The organism is Lysobacter dokdonensis DS-58 (genome assembly GCF_000770795.1).
Taxonomy (GTDB): domain Bacteria; phylum Pseudomonadota; class Gammaproteobacteria; order Xanthomonadales; family Xanthomonadaceae; genus Noviluteimonas; species Noviluteimonas dokdonensis.
The window spans coordinates 113,115-131,768 of the sequence record NZ_JRKJ01000023.1 but is presented as its reverse complement, the minus strand read 5'-3'; the positions used below and the strand labels follow the sequence as shown (position 1 = coordinate 131,768).

16 protein-coding genes are annotated in these 18,654 nt (G+C 68.6%); 10 read left to right on the top strand and 6 right to left on the bottom strand.

Features of this window, described 5'->3' with window-relative positions; genetic code table 11:
• Positions 1–35 precede the first annotated feature (35 nt).
• Together LF41_RS14800 and LF41_RS14795 are read right to left on the bottom strand one after the other, a co-directional pair.
• Positions 36–2,504, bottom strand: coding sequence for a YadA-like family protein (locus LF41_RS14800; protein WP_052116498.1), 2,469 nt, complete (start codon positions 2,502–2,504; stop codon positions 36–38).
• Positions 2,505–2,587: 83 nt separating this feature from the next.
• A complete protein-coding gene (locus tag LF41_RS14795) occupies positions 2,588–4,933 on the bottom strand; it encodes a winged helix-turn-helix domain-containing protein (protein WP_036171380.1) in 2,346 nt (781 codons plus the stop codon).
• 125 nt (positions 4,934–5,058) lie between these two features.
• On the opposite strand from LF41_RS14795, the gene LF41_RS14790 reads away from it, so the two are divergent.
• The 6 genes from LF41_RS14790 to LF41_RS14765 all read left to right on the top strand — a co-directional run bounded on the left by LF41_RS14790 (position 5,059) and on the right by LF41_RS14765 (position 12,131).
• Complete coding sequence (locus tag LF41_RS14790; protein WP_036171377.1) at positions 5,059–5,337, top strand: DUF493 family protein; 279 nt, start codon at positions 5,059–5,061, stop codon at positions 5,335–5,337.
• Positions 5,325–5,984, top strand: coding sequence for a lipoyl(octanoyl) transferase LipB (gene lipB, locus LF41_RS14785; protein WP_052116497.1), 660 nt, complete (start codon positions 5,325–5,327; stop codon positions 5,982–5,984). The genes LF41_RS14790 and lipB overlap by 13 nt, the downstream gene beginning before the upstream one ends.
• Complete coding sequence (gene lipA, locus LF41_RS14780) at positions 5,981–6,988, top strand: lipoyl synthase (RefSeq protein ID WP_036171375.1); 1,008 nt, start codon at positions 5,981–5,983, stop codon at positions 6,986–6,988. The genes lipB and lipA overlap by 4 nt, the downstream gene beginning before the upstream one ends.
• Before the next feature lie 23 nt (positions 6,989–7,011).
• Positions 7,012–8,817 carry a S41 family peptidase gene (locus LF41_RS14775; RefSeq protein WP_036171372.1) on the top strand — a complete coding sequence of 602 codons (1,806 nt, stop codon included), beginning with the start codon at positions 7,012–7,014 and terminating at the stop codon, positions 8,815–8,817.
• 199 nt (positions 8,818–9,016) lie between these two features.
• Positions 9,017–11,203, top strand: a complete 2,187-nt coding sequence (locus tag LF41_RS14770) for a carboxy terminal-processing peptidase (protein ID WP_036171369.1) — start codon at positions 9,017–9,019, stop codon at positions 11,201–11,203.
• An 82-nt stretch (positions 11,204–11,285) separates the two neighbouring features.
• Positions 11,286–12,131 (top strand): methylated-DNA--[protein]-cysteine S-methyltransferase, encoded by an 846-nt coding sequence (locus LF41_RS14765; protein ID WP_036171366.1) that lies wholly within the window; start codon positions 11,286–11,288, stop codon positions 12,129–12,131.
• A 7-nt stretch (positions 12,132–12,138) separates the two neighbouring features.
• On the opposite strand, the gene LF41_RS14760 is transcribed toward LF41_RS14765, so the two are convergent.
• The gene (locus LF41_RS14760; protein WP_036171363.1) at positions 12,139–12,633 is read right to left on the bottom strand and encodes an Lrp/AsnC family transcriptional regulator; all 495 of its coding nucleotides are present in this window, start codon (positions 12,631–12,633) and stop codon (positions 12,139–12,141) included.
• 135 nt (positions 12,634–12,768) lie between these two features.
• Between LF41_RS14760 and LF41_RS14755 the strand changes: the two genes are divergently transcribed.
• From LF41_RS14755 to LF41_RS14740, 4 genes are read left to right on the top strand one after another with little or no spacing between them, the layout of a single operon-like run.
• Complete coding sequence (locus tag LF41_RS14755; RefSeq protein WP_036171359.1) at positions 12,769–13,260, top strand: DinB family protein; 492 nt, start codon at positions 12,769–12,771, stop codon at positions 13,258–13,260.
• Positions 13,257–14,192: a drug/metabolite exporter YedA gene (gene yedA / locus LF41_RS14750; protein ID WP_052116496.1), complete on the top strand. Its 936-nt coding sequence runs from the start codon at positions 13,257–13,259 to the stop codon at positions 14,190–14,192. The genes LF41_RS14755 and yedA overlap by 4 nt, the downstream gene beginning before the upstream one ends.
• Positions 14,189–15,121 carry an EamA family transporter RarD gene (gene rarD, locus LF41_RS14745; protein ID WP_052116495.1) on the top strand — a complete coding sequence of 311 codons (933 nt, stop codon included), beginning with the start codon at positions 14,189–14,191 and terminating at the stop codon, positions 15,119–15,121. The genes yedA and rarD overlap by 4 nt, the downstream gene beginning before the upstream one ends.
• 9 nt (positions 15,122–15,130) lie before the next feature.
• On the top strand, positions 15,131–15,373 hold the full coding sequence (locus LF41_RS14740; RefSeq protein ID WP_036171356.1) for a DUF1272 domain-containing protein: 243 nt from the start codon (positions 15,131–15,133) through the stop codon (positions 15,371–15,373).
• A 51-nt stretch (positions 15,374–15,424) separates the two neighbouring features.
• Here LF41_RS14740 and LF41_RS14735 read toward each other — a convergent pair whose 3' ends face one another.
• From LF41_RS14735 to LF41_RS14725, 3 genes are read right to left on the bottom strand one after another with little or no spacing between them, the layout of a single operon-like run.
• Entirely contained in the window at positions 15,425–16,750 is a 1,326-nt protein-coding gene (locus LF41_RS14735) for an ABC transporter permease (RefSeq protein WP_202594061.1), read from the bottom strand.
• 10 nt (positions 16,751–16,760) lie between these two features.
• The gene (locus tag LF41_RS14730) at positions 16,761–17,927 is read right to left on the bottom strand and encodes an ABC transporter permease (RefSeq protein ID WP_036171354.1); all 1,167 of its coding nucleotides are present in this window, start codon (positions 17,925–17,927) and stop codon (positions 16,761–16,763) included.
• Positions 17,928–17,938: 11 nt separating this feature from the next.
• Entirely contained in the window at positions 17,939–18,628 is a 690-nt protein-coding gene (locus LF41_RS14725; RefSeq protein WP_036171351.1) for an ABC transporter ATP-binding protein, read from the bottom strand.
• Positions 18,629–18,654 lie beyond the last annotated feature (26 nt).

Here is an 18,654-nt window from a genome sequence, read left to right as displayed (position 1 = left end):
AAGGGGCCGATCCCTGGCCCCAGTCAGGGAAGGGATTACCAGCCGAAGCCGATGCCGGCGCCGGCCGACGCTTCGTCGTCGCTGAACGCGCCACCGAAGGTGATCGTCGCCTTGTCGCCGATCGCGCGCTGATAGCCGATCGACAAGGCCTGCGAGTTGCCGCTGAAGCCGACGCCCACGCCGACGCGATTGACCTGGTGCACGCCGGCCGCGCTCGTCGCCATGTTGAGCATCGCGGCGTTCATCGCGCCCATCTTGTCGATGCGCTCGTCGGTGTCGTCGAATCGCTTGTTGACCTGGCTACGCAGGTCGTCGATCGCCTGCATGGGCGCGGCGACGAGATCGGCGAAGCGTGCATCGGTGTACGCGCGTGCATCGTTGAGCGTGCGTGCGTCGGCGGCGTTCATCTGCGCGACGTTGGTCGCGTCGGTGTCGGCCGTGCCGGCGGCGACGTTCGTCACCTGGCGTTCTTCGCCCTGTGCGCCCATCGACACGGTGTTGGCACGATCGGCGACGGAGCCCTGGCCGATCGCGACGCTGTTGGTCGCGTTCGACGTGACCGTCGCGCCGGAACCGACGGCGACGCTGCCGGTGCTCGCCGCATTCGCGTTCGAACCGATCGCGACGCCGCCCGTGCCCGTGGCCGCGTGCGCGTCGTCGGTGCCGGGCATGCCGCCGTCGACGTCGACATGGCTGTCGTCGCCACCGCCGGTGCCCGGCGTCGGCGTCGCGTTCTCGAGGGTGGTCACGCGCGAATCGAGCGCGCTCAGCTGGTCGAGATAGCTCTGGCCGAAGGCGTACAACTGCGCGCCGTTGACCGCATCGGTGCTGGTCGCGCTGATCGCGCCGGCACGCACGTTGGTCAACACCGTGCCGCCGAAGCCGCCGAAGCTCACGCGATCGGACGCCATCGAGTCGTAGGTCACCGCGTGCATCGTGTTGCCGTCGACATCGACCAGGCCCGCCGCGCGCAGCTGGCGCACGTTCACCGCATCGAAATCCTCGGTGCCGTCGGCGACGTGCGTGAGCTGGCGCTCGTAGCCGTCGCTGCCGATCGAGACGCTGTCCGCGCGGTCGGCGACCGAATTGGCGCCGAGCGCGATCGCGTTGTCCGCCGTCGCGCTCGCGTGCGCACCGAGCGCGGTGCTCGCCGCGCCGCTGGCGTCGCTGCCGTTGCCCATCGCGGTGGCGTCGTCGCCGATGGCGGCGGCGTTGTAGCCGTTGGCCGTCGCGTATTCGCCGCGCGCCATCGCGCCGTTGCCCACCGCGGTGGAACCGGTGCCGAGTGCGTTGCTGTAGGTGCCGACAGCCGTCGATTGATCGCTGTCGGCGAGCGACATCGCGCCCAGGGCCATGCTGTCCAGGCCGAAGGCCTGGCTCAACGTGCCGACCGCGGTGGCCTGGTCCGCCATCGCCTGCGCGCCTGCGCCGGCCGCGGTCGCACCCTGGCCGTCGGCCATCGAGCGCACCAGTTCGCCACCCCACACGCTGCCGTCGTCGGACGCACCGACGAAGTAGGCGCCGCCGAGCACGGTGCTGTTGGCGCTGAGCGCCACCGCGCCGACGCCGAGCGCCGTGGATGCGAACCCATCGGCTTCGGCGAACGAACCGAACGCGTTGGCGTAATCCCACTGTGCGAACGCGCTCGTGCCGATCGCGCTGCTGAAGTTGCCGCGGGTTTCGGAGAACGAACCGATCGACGTGCCGCTCTCGCCGGACGCCGACGCGCCAACGCCGATCGCCGTGGCGGCCATGCCGGAGGCGTAGCTCGCCAGGCCCATCGCGACGGCCTGTTCGCCACGCGCGACCGCCGCTTCGCCGACGGCCACCGCATCCTCGCCATCGGCGACCGCGCCGGTGCCGAGCGCCGTGCTGAAGTTGCCCGAGGCGATCGAGCCGGTGCCGACCGCGACGGCCAATGCGCCCGTGGCCTGCGTGTTGTGCCAGCCCGCGACCCAGTTCGTCGCGCCGCCGATGGCGACCGCGCCGTTACCCGAGGCGACCGACATCTGGCCGATGGCGATGTCGCGCGAGGTCATCGCCTGCGCGGCGTAGCCGAGCGCGACGGTCCATTCGCCATTGGCCATCGACCCCCAGCCGAACGCGACGGCCTGGTTGCCGAGTGCGGAGGTGTACGGGCCGCCGGCCACCGAACCCCAGCCGGCGAGGGTGATGTCCGTGCCGTCGCTGGTGCCGTTGGAGGAGTAGTAATCGAGCCCGTCGCCGTCGGGGATCGGCGTCGGGCCACCGCCTTCGCCCGGCGGGGGCTTGAGCGCGGCGACGGGAAGCGGCGCGTTGCCGACCGACGCCGCCGGCGCACGCGTGCATTCCAGCACTGCGCGATAGATGCCTTGGGCGTCGGGTTCGGCGGATTCGACGACGCGACAATCGTCGCGCGTGGTGCCAGTGGTTTCGACGTCCTGTCGTGCGGCCTGCTGCGCGAGCGCGGCGGGCGGCGTGGCGATCATCAACAGCAGTGCGGCGTACAACTTCGTGCGGTGCATCGGGGTGGTTCTCGCTGCCGGGGTGAATCCCCGACGCTGTCACCGTCCCCGCCGCGCGCCATTCCAAACACGTGACGATCGCTTTACAGGCGCGTTATCACCGGCCGTTCCCCGGCCAACCTGCGCGCAAGGGCGAGCGCGGCCTGCTGCTGGCCGGCCTGTCGCAGGTGCGTATAGAGCGCCACCTGCAACAAGGCGAGTTCGAAATCGCGGTCGGCCCACGGCGCCACGCGGCCGACGAGCGCGGTGGCTTCGTCGACGCGGTCCTGCGCGAGCAGGAAATGCGCGCGCGCGATCACCGCGTTGGCGATCATCCCCGGCACGCCGCTGGCCTCGGCGATCGCGATGGCGGATTTGTACGCGGTGTCGGCGGCGTTGAAGTCGCCTTCCCGACGGTGGCGTACGGCGATGCCGAGTTGTTTCGTCAATGCATCGGCGTCGAGCGCGCTCGCGTTCGGCGGCGTCGGCAGCTCCGCGTCGAGTGCGGCTTCGTGCGCCCGCCAGGCGACCCAGGCGCGCAAGCGGCCGTTGCGTTGCGCGGGCCAATCGCGCAGGACCTGCGTCCCGATGCGCGCGACCGCCGCCGCGTCGCCGCGCTGCCGCGCGAGTTCCATTTCCAGGTATTCGTGCCGGTGGAAATCGCCGGGCGAGGACGCGCGCGATTGCGGCAGGCGCAGCAGTGCGTCGGCTTCCTGGAGCCGGCCGAGGGTGATGAGGGTTTCGGCGCGAGCGAGGACCAGGTCGGCGACGTGTGCGGGGTCGCGCAAGCGTTCGCGCACGGCCCAGGCGCGGTCGCTGACCGCGACGGCTTGTTCCGGCTGCAACAACATCAGGTGCATCGCGACGAGCATGTTGCGCACGCCGGACAACTCCACCGTCGCATCGAGCGCCTTGAAGTCGCGTTCGGCCTTCTCGAAGGCTTGCGCCGCTTCGCGCGGGCGGTCGCGCTGCATTTCCAGCACGCCGAGGTTGCCGTCGACCTTCGCCACCGACAGGCGATCGCCGGCGCGCACCAATTGCACGCGGGCGCTGCCCAGGTCCGACAGCGCCTCGTCGAAACGCCCTTGCGCCATCCGCGCGGTGCCGCGTCCGATGAGGGCGCGGCCGAGTTCGCTGGCGTTGGGCGTCGGCACGAATGCGGCGATCGCGCGATCGAAACTGCGCTCGGCGTCGGCGTAGCGATCCAGACGCATGAGCAACCGGCCTTGCAGCGATTCGAGTTGCGCGCGCAGCGTGGCATCGCCTTGCACCGCCGGCAGCCGCAGCAGGTGCGTGGTCTTCGCCAGGCCGTCGGCGTGGCGGCCGTCGGCGAAGTCGACTTGCGCGAGGCGATATTGCAGTTGCGGCGTCTGCCGTTGCGCGAGCGGGGCATCGTGCAGCAAGCGACGCGCGGTGTCGGGGTCGTTCGCCAGCAACGCCGATTGCGCGCGTTGCAAGCGTTCTTCGAAATCGGGCGCGTCGTGCGCGACGCGCGGCGAGGTCCCGCCGATGGCCGCGAGCAAGCGGTCCGTCGCCTGCCGCGTCGCGCCGACGAGGTCGGCGGCATTCGCGCGGCCGGTGATCGTGCGGCCCTTCGCATCGAGCGCCGTGAGCGCGACGTCCCAGCGCTGGCGCACGTTGCGCGCACGGGATTCGACGATCCACGCGGCCGGCGAATCGCGCCGCACGCGTTGCGCGTCGGGCGTGTCGCCCTGCGTGCGCAACAGCGCCAGCGTCGCTTCGCTCGACCACACCGGTTGGTTCGCGCGGCGCAGGCGGTCGACGACGAAATCCATCATGCCCAGGCGCGCCCAGGCGGCCGAGTCGTCGCCTTCGACCTGCATCGGCAGCACGACGATGGCCCCGCGCGATTGCGCCGTGCTGGCGACCGCATGCATCGCGCGCCACTGCGGCCATGCGAACACGGAGGCGATCGCGCACAACGCGATGACCGCGGCCAGTGCGAACGGCCAGCGGCGACGACGCGGCGCGCGCGTGGCGACGACGCGGATCGGTTTCGGCGCATCGTCGTCGTTCGCGGCGACGGGCGGCGGCGTCGGCGTTTCGATCTCCGGTTCGACAACTGCCGCTTCCACCGGCGCGACTTCTTCGCCGACTTCCTCGATGTCCATCGCCCAGCGGAAGCCGAACCGCGGCACCGTGCGGATCGCGCGCTGCTCCTGCCCGTCGTCGCCGATGGCGCGGCGCGCGCGCAGCACGACTTGCGCGAGTTGCGCATCGGACACGTCGGGACGGCCGAACACCGCGCGCACCAGTTCGTCTCGGCCCACCGCGCGATCGCGGTGTTCGATGAGGGTCTGCAGGCACTCGAAGACGCGCGCGGGCAACGGCTGCGGGATGCCGTCCAGGCGGAGTTCGCGTTGCGCCAGGTCCAGCACGCGCGCACCGAAACGGTAGCGGGCGGCGGCAGGCTCGGGACGGTGTCGCATGGCGGCAGGCTGCGGATGAGCGCCCGATCCTATGGGCTGGGCGCCCCGAATGCCCGCGAAATAATTAAATCGTTACGCTCCCGGACAGGGTTGGGTTCGCCCGGGAGCGGACCCATAATCCGCCGATGGAGATCAAGTCCGACAACCCCGACCACGGCTTCCAGTTCCCCGGCACCTTCGAGCTCTCCGCCATGGGCGCGGCCGACAAGGACCTGCAGGCGGAGCTCCCGAAGCTGTTGATGGCCGCGGGCATCGACGTCGTGCACGAATCGGTGAGCTGGAAGCACTCGTCCAACGGCAAGTACGTCTCGGTGCGCATCGCCTTCAAGGCCGATTCGCGCGAGCAGTACGACGCCGCGCACGCGGCCCTGCGTGCGCACCCCGAGGTGAAGTGGACGCTGTGAGCTACGTGCGCGACCTGGGCCGCATGGCCTACGAGCCGGTGTGGCGCGCGATGCAGGCCTTCACCGACGCGCGCACGCAGGACACGCCCGACGAGATCTGGCTGGTCGAGCACGATCCGGTGTTCACCCTCGGCCAGGCCGGCAAGCCCGAACACGTCCTGATGCCCGGCGATATCCCCGTGATCCACGTCGATCGCGGCGGACAGGTCACCTACCACGGCCCCGGCCAGATCGTGGCCTACCCGCTGCTCGACCTGAAGCGGCTGAAGGTGGGCGTGCGCGAATACGTGGATCGCATCGAACAGGCCGTCATCGACACGCTTGGCGACTGGAACATCGTGGCGGCGCGCCGCAACGGCGCCCCGGGCGTCTATGTGAACGACGCCAAGGTCGCCGCGCTGGGCATCCGCGTCCGGCGCGGGTGCACCTTCCACGGCCTCGCATTCAACATCGCGATGGACCTGGAACCCTTCCACCGCATCAATCCCTGCGGATACGCGGGGCTGCAGGTGGTCGCGATGGAAGATCTCGGCGGCCCCGGCAACCTCGACGCCGTCAAACCCCGGTTGCTGGAGCACCTCGCCGTACAATTCGGCCTGCGGCTCCAGCCCGCCTCCCCTGAGCTATTCGCGGCAGCGACCCCATGAGCGAAACCGAGTCCAAGGCCATCCCGCTGACCATCGTCGGCGACAGCGCGCCATCGCTCGTGCCGGGCGTGAAGCAAGTGGCGGGCGACAAGATCGCGCGCTCGCCGGTGCAGTTCGCCGACACGCCGGTGCTGCGCAAGCCGTCCTGGATCCGCGTGCGCATCCCGTCGGGCAACTCGGTGGCCAACCTCAAGGCCAAGCTGCGCGAGAACCGCCTGGTCACGGTGTGCGAGGAAGCCAGCTGCCCGAACATCCACGAGTGCTTCAGCCACGGCACCGCGACCTTCATGATCCTCGGTGAGGTCTGCACGCGCCGCTGCTCGTTCTGCGACGTGGCCCACGGCCGCCCGAAGCCGCCGGACGCCGGTGAGCCGTTGCATCTGGCGACGACGATCGCCGACATGGGCCTGAAGTACGTCGTCATCACTTCGGTGGATCGCGACGATCTGCGCGACGGCGGCGCCCAGCACTTCGTCGATTGCATCAGCGCCGTGCGCCACCACAGCCCGCGCACGAAGATCGAGATCCTCACGCCCGACTTCCGCGGCAAGGGCCGCATGGACCGTGCGCTGGAGATCCTCGCCACCAATCCGCCGGACGTGTTCAACCACAACGTCGAGACGGTGCCGGACCTCTATTCGAACGTCCGCCCCGGCGCCGACTACGCCTGGTCGCTCACCCTGCTGAAGAAGTTCAAGGCGCAGCATCCGAACGTCGCCACCAAGTCCGGGATCATGCTCGGCCTGGGTGAAACGATGGAACAGGTGCAAGCGACGTTGCGCGACCTGCGCGCACACGACGTCGACATGGTCACCATTGGCCAGTACCTCCAGCCCAGCCCGCACCACCACCCGGTGCTGCGCTACTGGACGCCGGACGAATTCAAGGCGCTGGAAGTTTTCGGCATGTCGCTCGGCTTCACCCACGTGGCCTCGGGCCCGTTGGTGCGTTCGTCGTACCATGCCGATCGCCAGGCCATCGACGCCGGCTTCGTCGCCGCGTAAGCGGTTCGCTCCAGGGGGACAACATGGTGAATCGGTTCGGCGCGGTCTCCGCGCTGTCGCTCGTGCTCGCGTGTTCGGCGGCGCTCGCACAGGTGCCCGAAGAAAAGACGTTCGATCCGGGGATGGCGATCCGGATGGTCCATGGCCTGGTGAGCGACACCCGATTCGACTACTTCGCCGGGCGACCGCAGGAGGGGCGCGCGCAACGGCTGTTCGACCTGTGGATCGAAACGTTCGACCCGAACGCGATGTACGCAAGCACCGCCGACCTCGCGCCGCTGCAGGACCGGCGCGATGCACTGCTGCAGGTCGCGAAAAAGGAAGACTTCGCCGCGGCGTTGTCGCTCGCTGATGCGATGAAGGCGCTCGCCATCGCACGGCTCGAAGCGGCGAAGTCCGGGATCGATGCCGCGATCGCGGACAAGGCCGCCGACGACTGGAGCGCGCGCACCGCCGATTCGCCGCGCGCGCCCGATGCGGCCGCGCTCGATGTGCTGTGGGCGCGCAAGCTGCGCCACCAGGTGCGCGACCTGCGGAAGACCGGGCAGCAGGACGCACAAGTGCGCGATGTGCTGCGCCGCTATTACGACGCAGCCGCCACGCGCATCCGCGGACTGGGCTCGGACGACATCATCGAAGGGTTCATCGATGCGTACGCGAACGCGGTCGATCCCGATGCCGACTTCATGCCGCCACCGCGCGCCACGGACATGGCGGAGTTGAAGCAATCCAAGTGGAGCGACCTGGGCATCGGCCTGGTGCTGCGCAGCGATGGGCTGGAAACGCGCGTCGAATCGGCGCTTCCGGGCAGCGCCGCGCACTTCGCGGGCATCGCGCGCGGCGATCGCTTGCTGGAAATCGCCGATGGCCCCGGCGGCGCGTTCGTCGATGTCTTCGGCGAGCCGTTGGACAAGACGATCGAACGCCTGCGCGGCCCCGCAGGTTCGAAAGTGCGCATGCGCCTCCAGGATTCCGATGGGCTGATCCGGGTCGTCGATGTCGGGCGTGCGAAGTCGCCGACGAACCCGCTCGGTTATGAAACCGAACAATCGACGCTGCACCTCGACGGGAAAACCATCGGCGTGCTGCGTCCGGGCTCGCTCTACGTGGACTGGGATGCGCGGGCCCGCAAGCAGCCGGACTATGCGTCCGCCTCGCGCGACGTCCACCGCCTGCTCGGCGAGATGCAGGCGGCCGGCGTCGACGCGGTCGTGTTGGACCTGCGCAACAACGGCGGCGGCGCGCTGAGCGAAGGCATCGACATGGCGGGGGCGTTCGCCGGCAAGCGGACGATGGTGCTGATCCACGAACAGGGCGGGCGCACCTCCAACGAAGTCGCCAAGGTGGACGCGGCGTGGGACGGCCCGCTGGTCGTGCTCGTCGATCGCGGCACCGCCTCGGGCGCCGAACTGATCGCGGCGGCCCTCCAGGATCACGGCCGCGCGGTGATCGCGGGGGAGCCCACCTACGGCCGCGGCACGATCCAGAGCCTCATCGACCTGGATCGCTGGCCCTCACCCGGCACGAAGCGCATGGGCCAGCTCAAGATGACGATCGCGGCGATGTACCGGGTCAACGGCGCGACCCTGGAACAAGGGGTCGAACCCGATGTGGCCTTCGCGTCCACGCAACCGCGCGAACCGCGTACGCGGCACGTGCTCGTCGGTCCACGGATCTCCACGAAGGTGGACATCGCACGCCCGGTCGTCGACCGCGCCCGGTTCGCCGGCCAGCGACCGCTGCCGGCGGCCACGCCGTCGCAAACCGACCCGACGCTGGGGGCCGCCGCCGCTTTGGCCGCGGAGATCGCAGCGGCCGTTTCGCGTTAACGACTCGCGAACATTTCGTCCGCAGCTTGAACCGCGGCCGAATCCTGAACACACAGTCTCACGTGTCCTCTCTGGCGCATCGCGGAAACTTTCGGCACTGTCGACCCATCGACGCTGGCAGCAGTCTGGCCGTGCCGTCGTAACCGCGGCACCCCGTTGTTCCCCCTGAAGGCCCGCCCCACCGGGCCCGGATGCGCCCATGAAGCTCAGCAAGACCCTGCCTGTCATCTCCCTCGCCCTCGCGCTCACCGCGCCGATCGCGCTGCTCGCGCGTGGCGCGGACGACGATGCGACGCTGGCCGGCGCACCCAGCGCCGCGCAGGCCAAGACGGCCGAACTCGTCTACGGCCTGTTGTCCGACAGCCGCTTCGCGTATCGGCCGCGCGCGCTCGATGACACGCTCTCGCGCGACATCCACAAGCGTTACCTCGAGGCGATGGATCCGGGGAAGCTGTTCTTCACCGCGCAGGACATCGCGAAGTTCGCGCCGTACCAGACGCAGCTCGACGATGCGATCAAGAGCGGCAAGATGGACGCGGCGTACGCGATGTTCGCCGTGTACAAGCAGCGCGTCGCCGAGCGCACCGCGTATGCGCGCAAGGTGCTGAAGACCGACAAGTTCGATTTCAGCGGCAGCGACCGTTACGACTACGAGCGCAAGGATGCCCCGTGGGCCGATGCGGCCACGCTCGACAAGATCTGGACGCAGTCGGTGCGCAACGACTGGCTGCGCCTGAAGCTCGCCGGCAAGGCGCCGGACGACATCCGCAAGACGCTCGACAAGCGTTACGCCAACCTCGTCAACGGCATCGACGATCTCAACGGCGAGGACATCTTCCAGACGTTCCTCACCTCCTACGCCAACTCGATCGATCCGCACACCGATTACTTCAATCCCCGCACCGCGGCCAACTTCAACCTGACGATGTCGCTGTCGCTGGAAGGCATCGGCGCGGTGCTGCAGAAGCAGGACGAAACCGTCGTGATCCGCGAGATCATCGTCGGCGGCCCGGCCGCGCGCAGCGGCAAGCTCAAGCCGGGCGACCGCATCGTCGCCGTGGGCCAGGGCACGTCGGGCGAAATGAAGGACGTGGTCGGCTGGCGCATCGACGATGTCGTCGAGCAGATCCGCGGAAAGAAGGGCACGCCGGTACGCCTGGATGTCGTGTCCGCCGAGATGCCCGCAGATTCGAAGCCCTCGCGCCTGGTGCTCACGCGCGACAAGATCCGCTTGGAAGAACAGGCCGCGAAGGCGCAGACGATCACCGTGCCGGGCGTCGCTGGCGGCGCGTCGCGCAAGATCGGCGTCATCAAGCTGCCGGCCTTCTACCAGGACTTCGAGGGACGCCGGAAGAACGCCAACGATTACGCTTCCGCCACGCGCGACGTCGCCAAGCTGCTCGCACAGCTGAAGGTGCAGAAGGTCGACGGCGTGGTGCTCGACCTGCGCAACAACGGCGGCGGTTCGCTCACCGAAGCGGTGGAGCTGACCGGCTTGTTCGTCGATCGCGGCCCGGTGGTGCAGGTGGTCGAATCCGGCGGCCGCGTGGTCGTCGAGGACGACACGCGCGCGGGCGTGGCATGGGACGGCCCGCTCGCGGTGCTGATCAACCGCGGCTCGGCGTCGGCGTCGGAAATCTTCGCCGGCGCGATCCAGGATTACGGCCGCGGCCTCGTCATCGGCGAGACCACCTTCGGCAAGGGCACGGTGCAGAACCTGATCGACCTCGACCGCTGGCCGCAGAACGACGGCGACAAGTACGGCCAGGTGAAGCTCACCATCGCGCAGTTCTTCCGCATCAGCGGCAGCAGCACGCAGCACAAGGGCGTGGTGCCGGACATCCGCTTCCCGGTGACGGTGGATGCCAGCGAGTTCGGCGAGAGCACGTACGACAACGCGCTGCCGTGGTCGCGCATCCAGGCGGTCGACCACACGCAGTACGGCAACTTCGCGCCGATCATCCCGCGCCTCGATGCGCTGCACACCGCGCGCGTGGCGAAGGACAAGGAATTCCAGTGGTGGTCGGAGGATGTCGCGCAGTTCCGCGCCGAGTCCGAGAAGAAGTTCGTCTCGCTCAACGAGGCCGAGCGCCGCGCCGAACGCGACAAGTTCGAGGCCAAGCGCAAGCAGCGCCAGGCCGAACGCAAGGCGCTGGGCCTGCCGCTGGATCCTTTCGCCGAGGACAAGGACGACGGCCTGCAGGCCAACGAGCGCAACATCGCCGAAGACGCCAAGCGCGAGAAGCTCGAAGAGAAGCGCCCGGATCCGCTGCTGCGCGAGTCCGCCGCGATCCTCGCCGACGCGCTCACGCTGCTCACCAACGACCAGAAGCTCTCGCAGCAGGTGCTGCCGGCCTCGCGCACGATGGGCCACTGGTCGGAATGAGTCGGATGTCGGGGTTTCCCGACATCGCGGCGGGCAAGAATCGGATAGCGGGCGCCTTCGGGCGCCCGTATCGTTTTCCCCCATGGACATGACCGCGACCAAGGCCAGCGACATCACCATCCGCAAACTCGAGCACGCACGTCGCGTGCTGGATGCGGACGAGCCGACGCTCGAAGCGCTCGCCGACATCGTCGGGCTCAGCGCCTCGCATCTGCAGCGCAGTTTCACCGCGCGCTTCGGGCTCAGTCCGGCGCAATACCTCGCGCAGCGCAAGCTCGGTGCGCTCAAGACTGCGTTGCGCGACGGCGACGACGTCAGTGGTGCGTTGTACGACGCGGGCTACGGCTCGCCCTCGCGCGTGTACGAAGCCGGCGCGGCGCGCCTGGGCATGACGCCGGCGCGCTACCGCTCCGGCGGCGCGGGCGAACAGATCCGCTGGAGCATCGTCGACACTGCGCTGGGGCAGGCGCTGGTCGCCACCACGCAGCGCGGCATCTGCATGGTGGAACTCGGCGGCGAAGCCGACGCCCTGGCGCGCAAGCTGCATATCGAGTTCCCGCACGCGCAGCTGGAGCGCGTCGATGCCGGCCGCGATGAATTCCTGGCGCCGCGCGTGCGCGCGGTGGCCGACGTCCTCGCGGGCAAGCAGGCGCACGTGGACGTCGACCTGCTCGGTACCGCATTCCAGAAGAAGGTATGGGACGCGTTGATGCGCATCCCGCGCGGGCAGACGCGCAGCTACTCCAAATTGGCCAACGAGCTCGGCACGCCGCAAGGCGCACGCGCCATCGCACGCGCCTGCGCACTCAACCGCATCGCGATCCTCGTCCCGTGCCACCGCGTCGTCCGCAACGACGGCACGCTCGGCGGCTACCGCTGGGGCCTGCCGCTGAAGGAAGCGATCCTGCGCCGGGAGAAAGCGGCGTAGTCCGCCATCACTTTTTCTTCTTCACCGGCGCCCGCGTCGGCAACTGCAACCCGAGCTTGATCGGCTCGAACACCATGCGCGTCTCGTAGCGCTTCAACGTTTCATCCGTGCCGAACAAGCGCTCCGCCACCTCGCGCGTGTGTGGCAGGCCGGTGGTCGCGAGGATCACGAGATAATCCCATTCGCCCGCCAGCACGTAGCACTGCTGCACTTCGGTGGCGTTGCGCATGCGCGCGTAGAACGCGGCGTGGTGGCGCGCCGACTCGCGGTCCAGCGCCACCAGCACGGCCGCCAGCGTGATGCTCCCGAGCATCGCCGGGTTGAGCACCGCCACCTGCCGCATCAGGCCCGACTCGCGATAGCGCTTGATGCGCCGCTGCACGGCGCTGGCCGACAGGCCCACCTCGTCGCCGAGCGCGGACAACGTCGCGTCCGCATCGTGCTGCAACAGCTCCAGCAGCCGGTGGTCGAATTCGTCCAGCGCAATGGGCGTCGTCGACATCGTGTCTCGCCAGTGGTGACGCGCGTTCCCGCGCCTTGCAAGATTCTTGCGCGCAGGCGCACGAATTTTCAAGCGCGATTCTGGGCGGGCCGATAGGCTGTGCGCTTCCGACCTCCTCCCCGTCGGGCACCCCCCATGCAGCAGTCGATCGCCGCGCTCATCGCGGCCCTCGCGCAGTTCCCGCAACACCTGCGCACGCATTACGCCACGATTCCGCCCGCCCGCGCCCGCTTCCGGCCCGCTACCTGGGACGGTTGTCCGAGCGAGCATTTCGATCCGCTGGAACAACTCTGGCACGTGCGCGACATCGAGCGCGACGGCTATCACGTCCGCTTCCGCCGCACGCTGGAGGAAGACGCGCCCGTGCTCGCGGACATCGACAGCTACGCGCTCGCCGCGTCGAAAGGCGAGCGCGGCACCGCGGAACAGGCGCTCGACGAATTTGCCGATGCGCGTGCGCACACCGTCGGAATGCTGTCCGCGTTGACGGCCGAACAACTCGATCGCCCCGCGCAGTTCGAAGGCTACGGGCCCATCACCGTGCGCGGCCTGATGCATCTGTTGTGCAGCCACGACCACCAACATCTGTCCGGCCTGCAATGGCTGGCCGCCAAGGGCCAAGAATGAGCAGCACCCCGCTGAAACCCGCAACGCCGCTCGCAATCGGCCTGGCGCTCGCGTCGGTCTACATCCTGTGGGGTTCGACGTACCTCGCGATCCGCTTCGCGCTGCACGGCTATCCGCCGTTCCTGCTGGCCGCGATCCGCATGGCCATCGCCGGTTCGATCATGTACGCGGTGCTGCGCATGCGCGGCGTGCCCGCGCCGACGAAGAAACAATGGTTCACGCTCGCCAAGCTTTCGATCTTCATGGTCGTGCTGTCCAACGCGCTGGTGAACAAGGCCGAGACGCAAGTCGGTTCGGGCCTGGCGGCGATCGCAGTGGCGTCGATGCCGTTGTTCGCGGGCGTCTTCGCGATGCTCAAGGGCCGCCATCCCTCGCGCATGGAATGGGCGGGGCTGCTCATCGGCTTCCTCGGCGTGATCTGGTTGAGCGTGGGCGGCGAGTTGTCCGGTTCGACGGTCGGCCTGGTGTGTCTGATCATCGCGCCCATCGCGTGGGCGTGGGGCTCGATCTGGTCGCGCGACCAGGATCTGCCGGAGCCGTTCATGGCAGCCGCCGGGCAGATGATGGTCGGCACGTTGTGGCTGGTCGTCGTCGCGCTGGTCGCCGGCGAGCGCATCACGACGATGCCGAGCGTCGAATCGACCGCCGCCTTGTTGTATCTCGTCGTCGCCGGTTCGATCTTCGGCTTCACTGCCTACATCTGGCTGCTGCACCACGTGCGGCCCGCGCTCGCCACCAGCTATGCGTACGTCAATCCGCCGCTCGCGGTGCTGATCGGTTTCCTGATCGGCGGCGAATCGTTCACCACGCACGACCTCGGCGCGATGGCGGTGATCCTCGCCGGCGTCGTGCTGATCACGCTCGCGAAGGCGCGCACGGCGCCGCCGGTGCCCGCGGCGGTGCGCGAGGCAGCGCAGGAGCCCGCGGCATGAGCGACCAACCGCTGGATCGTCGCGGCCTGTGGGTCGCCATCGGCGCCTTCCTCGCGTGGGGCGTCATGCCGCTGTGGTGGCACCTGATGAAGTCGGTGCCTTCGTTCCAGATCGTGCTGCATCGCATCCTGTGGAGCGCGGTGATCGTCGGCGCGTTCCTGTTCTGGCGCGACGGTCGCGGCTGGCTGAAGCAGGCGCTGTCGAAACCGCACACATGGTGGATGCTCGCGCTCTCGGGCGTGCTGATCGGCTTCAACTGGGGCCTGTACATCTGGGCCGTCAACGCGGGGCACGTCGTCGAGACGAGCCTGGGCTATTTCATCAATCCGTTGCTCAACGTGTTGCTGGGCGTTGCGTTCCTGCGCGAACGCCTCGGCCGCGCGCAGTGGGTGTCGGTGGCGATCGCGACGCTCGGCGTCGCGTGGCTCACGCTGCGCTTCGGGCAGTTGCCGTGGATCGCGTTGGCGCTCGCCGGGTCGTTCGCGCTGTACGGCCTGATCCGCAAGCTCGCGGCGGTCGATTCGGTCTCCGGCCTCGGCGTCGAGGGCGCGTACCTGTTCCTGCCGGTGGCCGCGATGCTCGCGTGGAGCGAAACGCACGGGCAGGGCGGCTTCTTCGACGGCTACGGCCTGGCGATGAGCGCGATGCTGGTCGTCAGCGGCGGCCTGACCGCGCTGCCGCTGGTGGGCTTCGCCTACGCCGTGCGGCGCGTGCCGCTGTCGATCGTCGGCCTGCTGCAATACATCGCGCCGACCATGCAGTTCCTGCTCGGCGTGTTCGTCTTCCACGAAGCCTTCGACGGCGACCGCGCCATCGGCTTTGCCTGCATCTGGGTCGCGCTGGCGATCTTCGCGGTGGATGGCGCGCTTCGCGCGCGCCGTGCCAACGCACGCGCCACGCTCGTCCCCGCACACGACTCCCCCCGCTGAGATCCCGCCATGCTGCAGATGCGCCCCAACTGCGAATGCTGCGACAAGGACCTTCCGCCGAACGCGCACGACGCGGTGATCTGTTCGTTCGAGTGCACCTTCTGCGCGGACTGCGCGACGGGCATCCTCAAGGGCCGCTGCCCCAATTGCGGTGGCACCTTCGCACCGCGCCCGACGCGCGCGGCGCACCTGCTCGGGAAGTACCCGCCGTCGGTGCAGCGCGTCCGGAAACCCTGCAAGCAGACCGGCTGAAAAAAAAGCGGCGCCGGAGCGCCGCTTTCGTGACAACCGTTGCACTCCGGATCAGGCGGCGCGCAATGCCTCGGTCACCGGCATCCGCGCCGCGCGCACCGCCGGGAACAACCCGCCGACGAAGCCGATCGCCAGCGCCCACTTCAGGCCTTCCCACAGCACGCCCGGCGAGACGGAGAACTTGAAGGTCAGCTGGCCGACGCCGCCGGCGATGGTCGAGGCGGTGAACCCGTTGAAGATCAACCAGGCGATCACGCCGCCGATCAATCCGCCGATCAGCGCGAGCAACATCGTCTCGAGCATGACCGCGACCACCACGGGCACGCTGCGGAAACCCAGTGCGCGCAACGTGGCGATTTCGCGCGCGCGCGTGGCGACGGTGGCGAACATCGTGTTGAGCGCGCCGAACACCGCGCCGATGGCCATGATCGCGCCGACGACGATGCCGATGATGCGGATGATCTTCACCATCTGCTCGGACTGCTTGGCGAAGTACTCGTTGGTGGTCATCGCGTCGGTGTCCAGCCGCGGGTCGGCGTCGAGCGACGCCTTGAACGCCTTGAACGCGGCCGGATTCGTCAGCTTTGCCGTCACAGACGTGCGCGTGCTGCCACGGCGGTAGGTCGAAGCGACGATGTCGCCATCGCCCCACACTTCCGAATCCATCGCATCGCCCGAGGCGAACTCGCCGACGACCGTCCACGTTTCGCTGCCGAGCTTGATCTGCTTGCCGACATCCAGGCCCGCGAACTGGCGCTTCGCACCCTGTCCGACGATTACTTCGCGACGGCCCGTTTCGAAACGACGGCCCTTGACGATCTTCAGGCCGGGACGCACCGCGAAGGCCTGGTCGCCGACGCCGCGCAACTGCACGCTGCCGTCCTCGTTCTCACCGCCGCCCATGAGCGGCAGGTTGGCAGCGACGACGATTTCCGCCGACGCGATCGGGCGGCCCTGCGCGTCGCGCGCGATGCCCGGCGTGCCGGTGATCGCGTTGAGGCTATCGCGCTCCAACGTCGACATCACTTCCGACGCCGATGCGCCGCGCAGCACGATCGCCGTGTCCGGGCTGCCGCTGCGCGCGAGCGTCGCACGGTAGCCCTCGGCCATCGCGAACATCGCCACCAGCACCGCCACGACACCGGCGATGCCGATCACGATGACCGACGAGGACCCCAGGCGCTCCTTGATCGTGCTGATGCCCACTTGTGCGACGGAGGCCGCCTGGCGGCCGCGACGCGTCGTCGCCATCCACACGGCGAGCAGCGCGAACAGGCCGACCGAGACGTACCAGGGCAGCGTGAGCCATGCCCCGATGCCGACGATGACCACGACGAACATCAACAGGCCCCACAGGAACGGTTGCAACTTGTTCATGGCGTGCTCCTCAGCGGCCCGACAGTGCGTCGACGATGTTCAAACGCATCGCCCGCATCGCGGGCAGTGCCCCCACCAGCAATCCGATGCCGGCCATCAGCATCAGCCCGAGCGTCCAGCTCGCCAGCCCCACCGGCGGCATGTTGATCATCCCCTGCGAACCCGCGCCGAGGATCGGGCCGAGCACCGCCGCCAGCCCCAGGCCCAGCACGCCGCCGATCACCACCAGCAGGATCGATTCGGCAAGCACCAACCCGAGCACCTGCCCGTTGGTGAAGCCGATCGTCTTGAGCACGGCGAGTTCCGGAATGCGCTCGCGCACCGCCTGCGCCATCGTGTTGCCGGTGAGCAGCAGTAACGTGAAGAACACCGCGCCCATGATCGAACCGACGATCAGCCCGATGTCCGCGGTCTGCTTCATCCAGTTGGCGAAGGAGGCCGCCTCGGTCATCGTCTTGGTTTCGTTCGGCGAATTGAGCGAGAGCTGATCGATGGCCTTCGACACGCGGTCGGCCTGCGCCGGGTCCTTGACGCGCACCACGTACCAACCCACGTCGCCGCGGTTGTAGGGCGTGGATTCGTCGAAGTACTTCCATTGCATGATGATCAGGCCGTCGTACCAGCCGGCGGCCTTCTTGTCCTTCGCCGCCATCGTGCCGACGATCTCGAAGTCCCAGTTCTTCGTGCCGTCGCGGTTGGGGAAGATCGTCGACTGCAACGGGATCTTCTGCCCGACCTTCCACTTGAAGCGCGTCATCAGCTGTTCGCCGACGAGGATGCCGGTGCGCGTGTTGTTGAACTTCTCGCGCTGCGCCGGATCGACCGCGATCTCCGGATACAGGTCCAGGTAGTTCGGTGCCACCGCGAAGCTGAAGATCTGGTTGCGCGGGTCCTGGTAGGCGCCGCCGAACCAGTTGGCGTAGGTCACCGCGTCGACGCCGTCGACGTTCTTGATGCGCTGGTCCAGCGCCAGCGGCAGCGTCTGGATGAAGGAGAGCTTCGAGCCGGTTTGCAGGCGCGAGGCGCCCGCCACGCTCTTGCCCGCGTCGTTGAACGATTCACGCACGCCGTTGAGCAGGCCGAACAACAGGAACGCGGCCAGGATCGACAACAGGGTGAGCACGGTGCGCGTCTTGCGCCGGAACAACTCGGCCCAGATCAGATGCAGATATTTCATGGCGTCGGCCCTCAGGCGTACTGCGTCTGTTCGACGAGGGTGCCCTTGTCGAGGTGCAGCGTGTGGCGCGCGTACTCGGCGGCCTTGGGATCGTGCGTGACCATCACGATCGTCTTGCCGTGCTCGCGGTTCAACAACTGCAGCAGTTGCAGGATCTCCTCGGCGGACTGGCGGTCGAGGTCGCCGGTGGGTTCGTCGCAGATCAGCAGTTGCGGATCCGACACGATGGCGCGCGCGATGGCCACGCGCTGCTGCTGGCCGCCGGAGAGTTCGTTCGGCTTGTGCGCCTTGCGGTCGCCCAGGCCCACGAGCTGGAGCGCGATGTCCGCATTGCGCTGGCGCTGCGCCCCATTGAGCTTGGTGAGCAGCAGCGGCAGTTCGACGTTGCGCTGCGCCGTGAGCATCGGCATCAGGTTGTAGAACTGGAAGACGAAGCCGACGTGGTCGCTGCGCCACTGCGAGAGTTGGCCCGCGGACATCTGGTCGATGCGCTTGCCGCCGACATCGATCTCGCCCGCGGTGGGCGAGTCCAGGCCGCCGATCAGGTTCAGCAGCGTCGACTTGCCCGAGCCCGACGGGCCCATGAGCGCGATGAAGTCGCCTTCGGCGATGTCGAGCTGGATGCCGTGGAGGACGTCGACCTTTTCCGGGCCGCGCTGGTAGGTCTTGTGCAGGTTGCGAATGCTGACGAGCGTGGTCATGCGGTACTCCGGTGACGAAGGGGAGA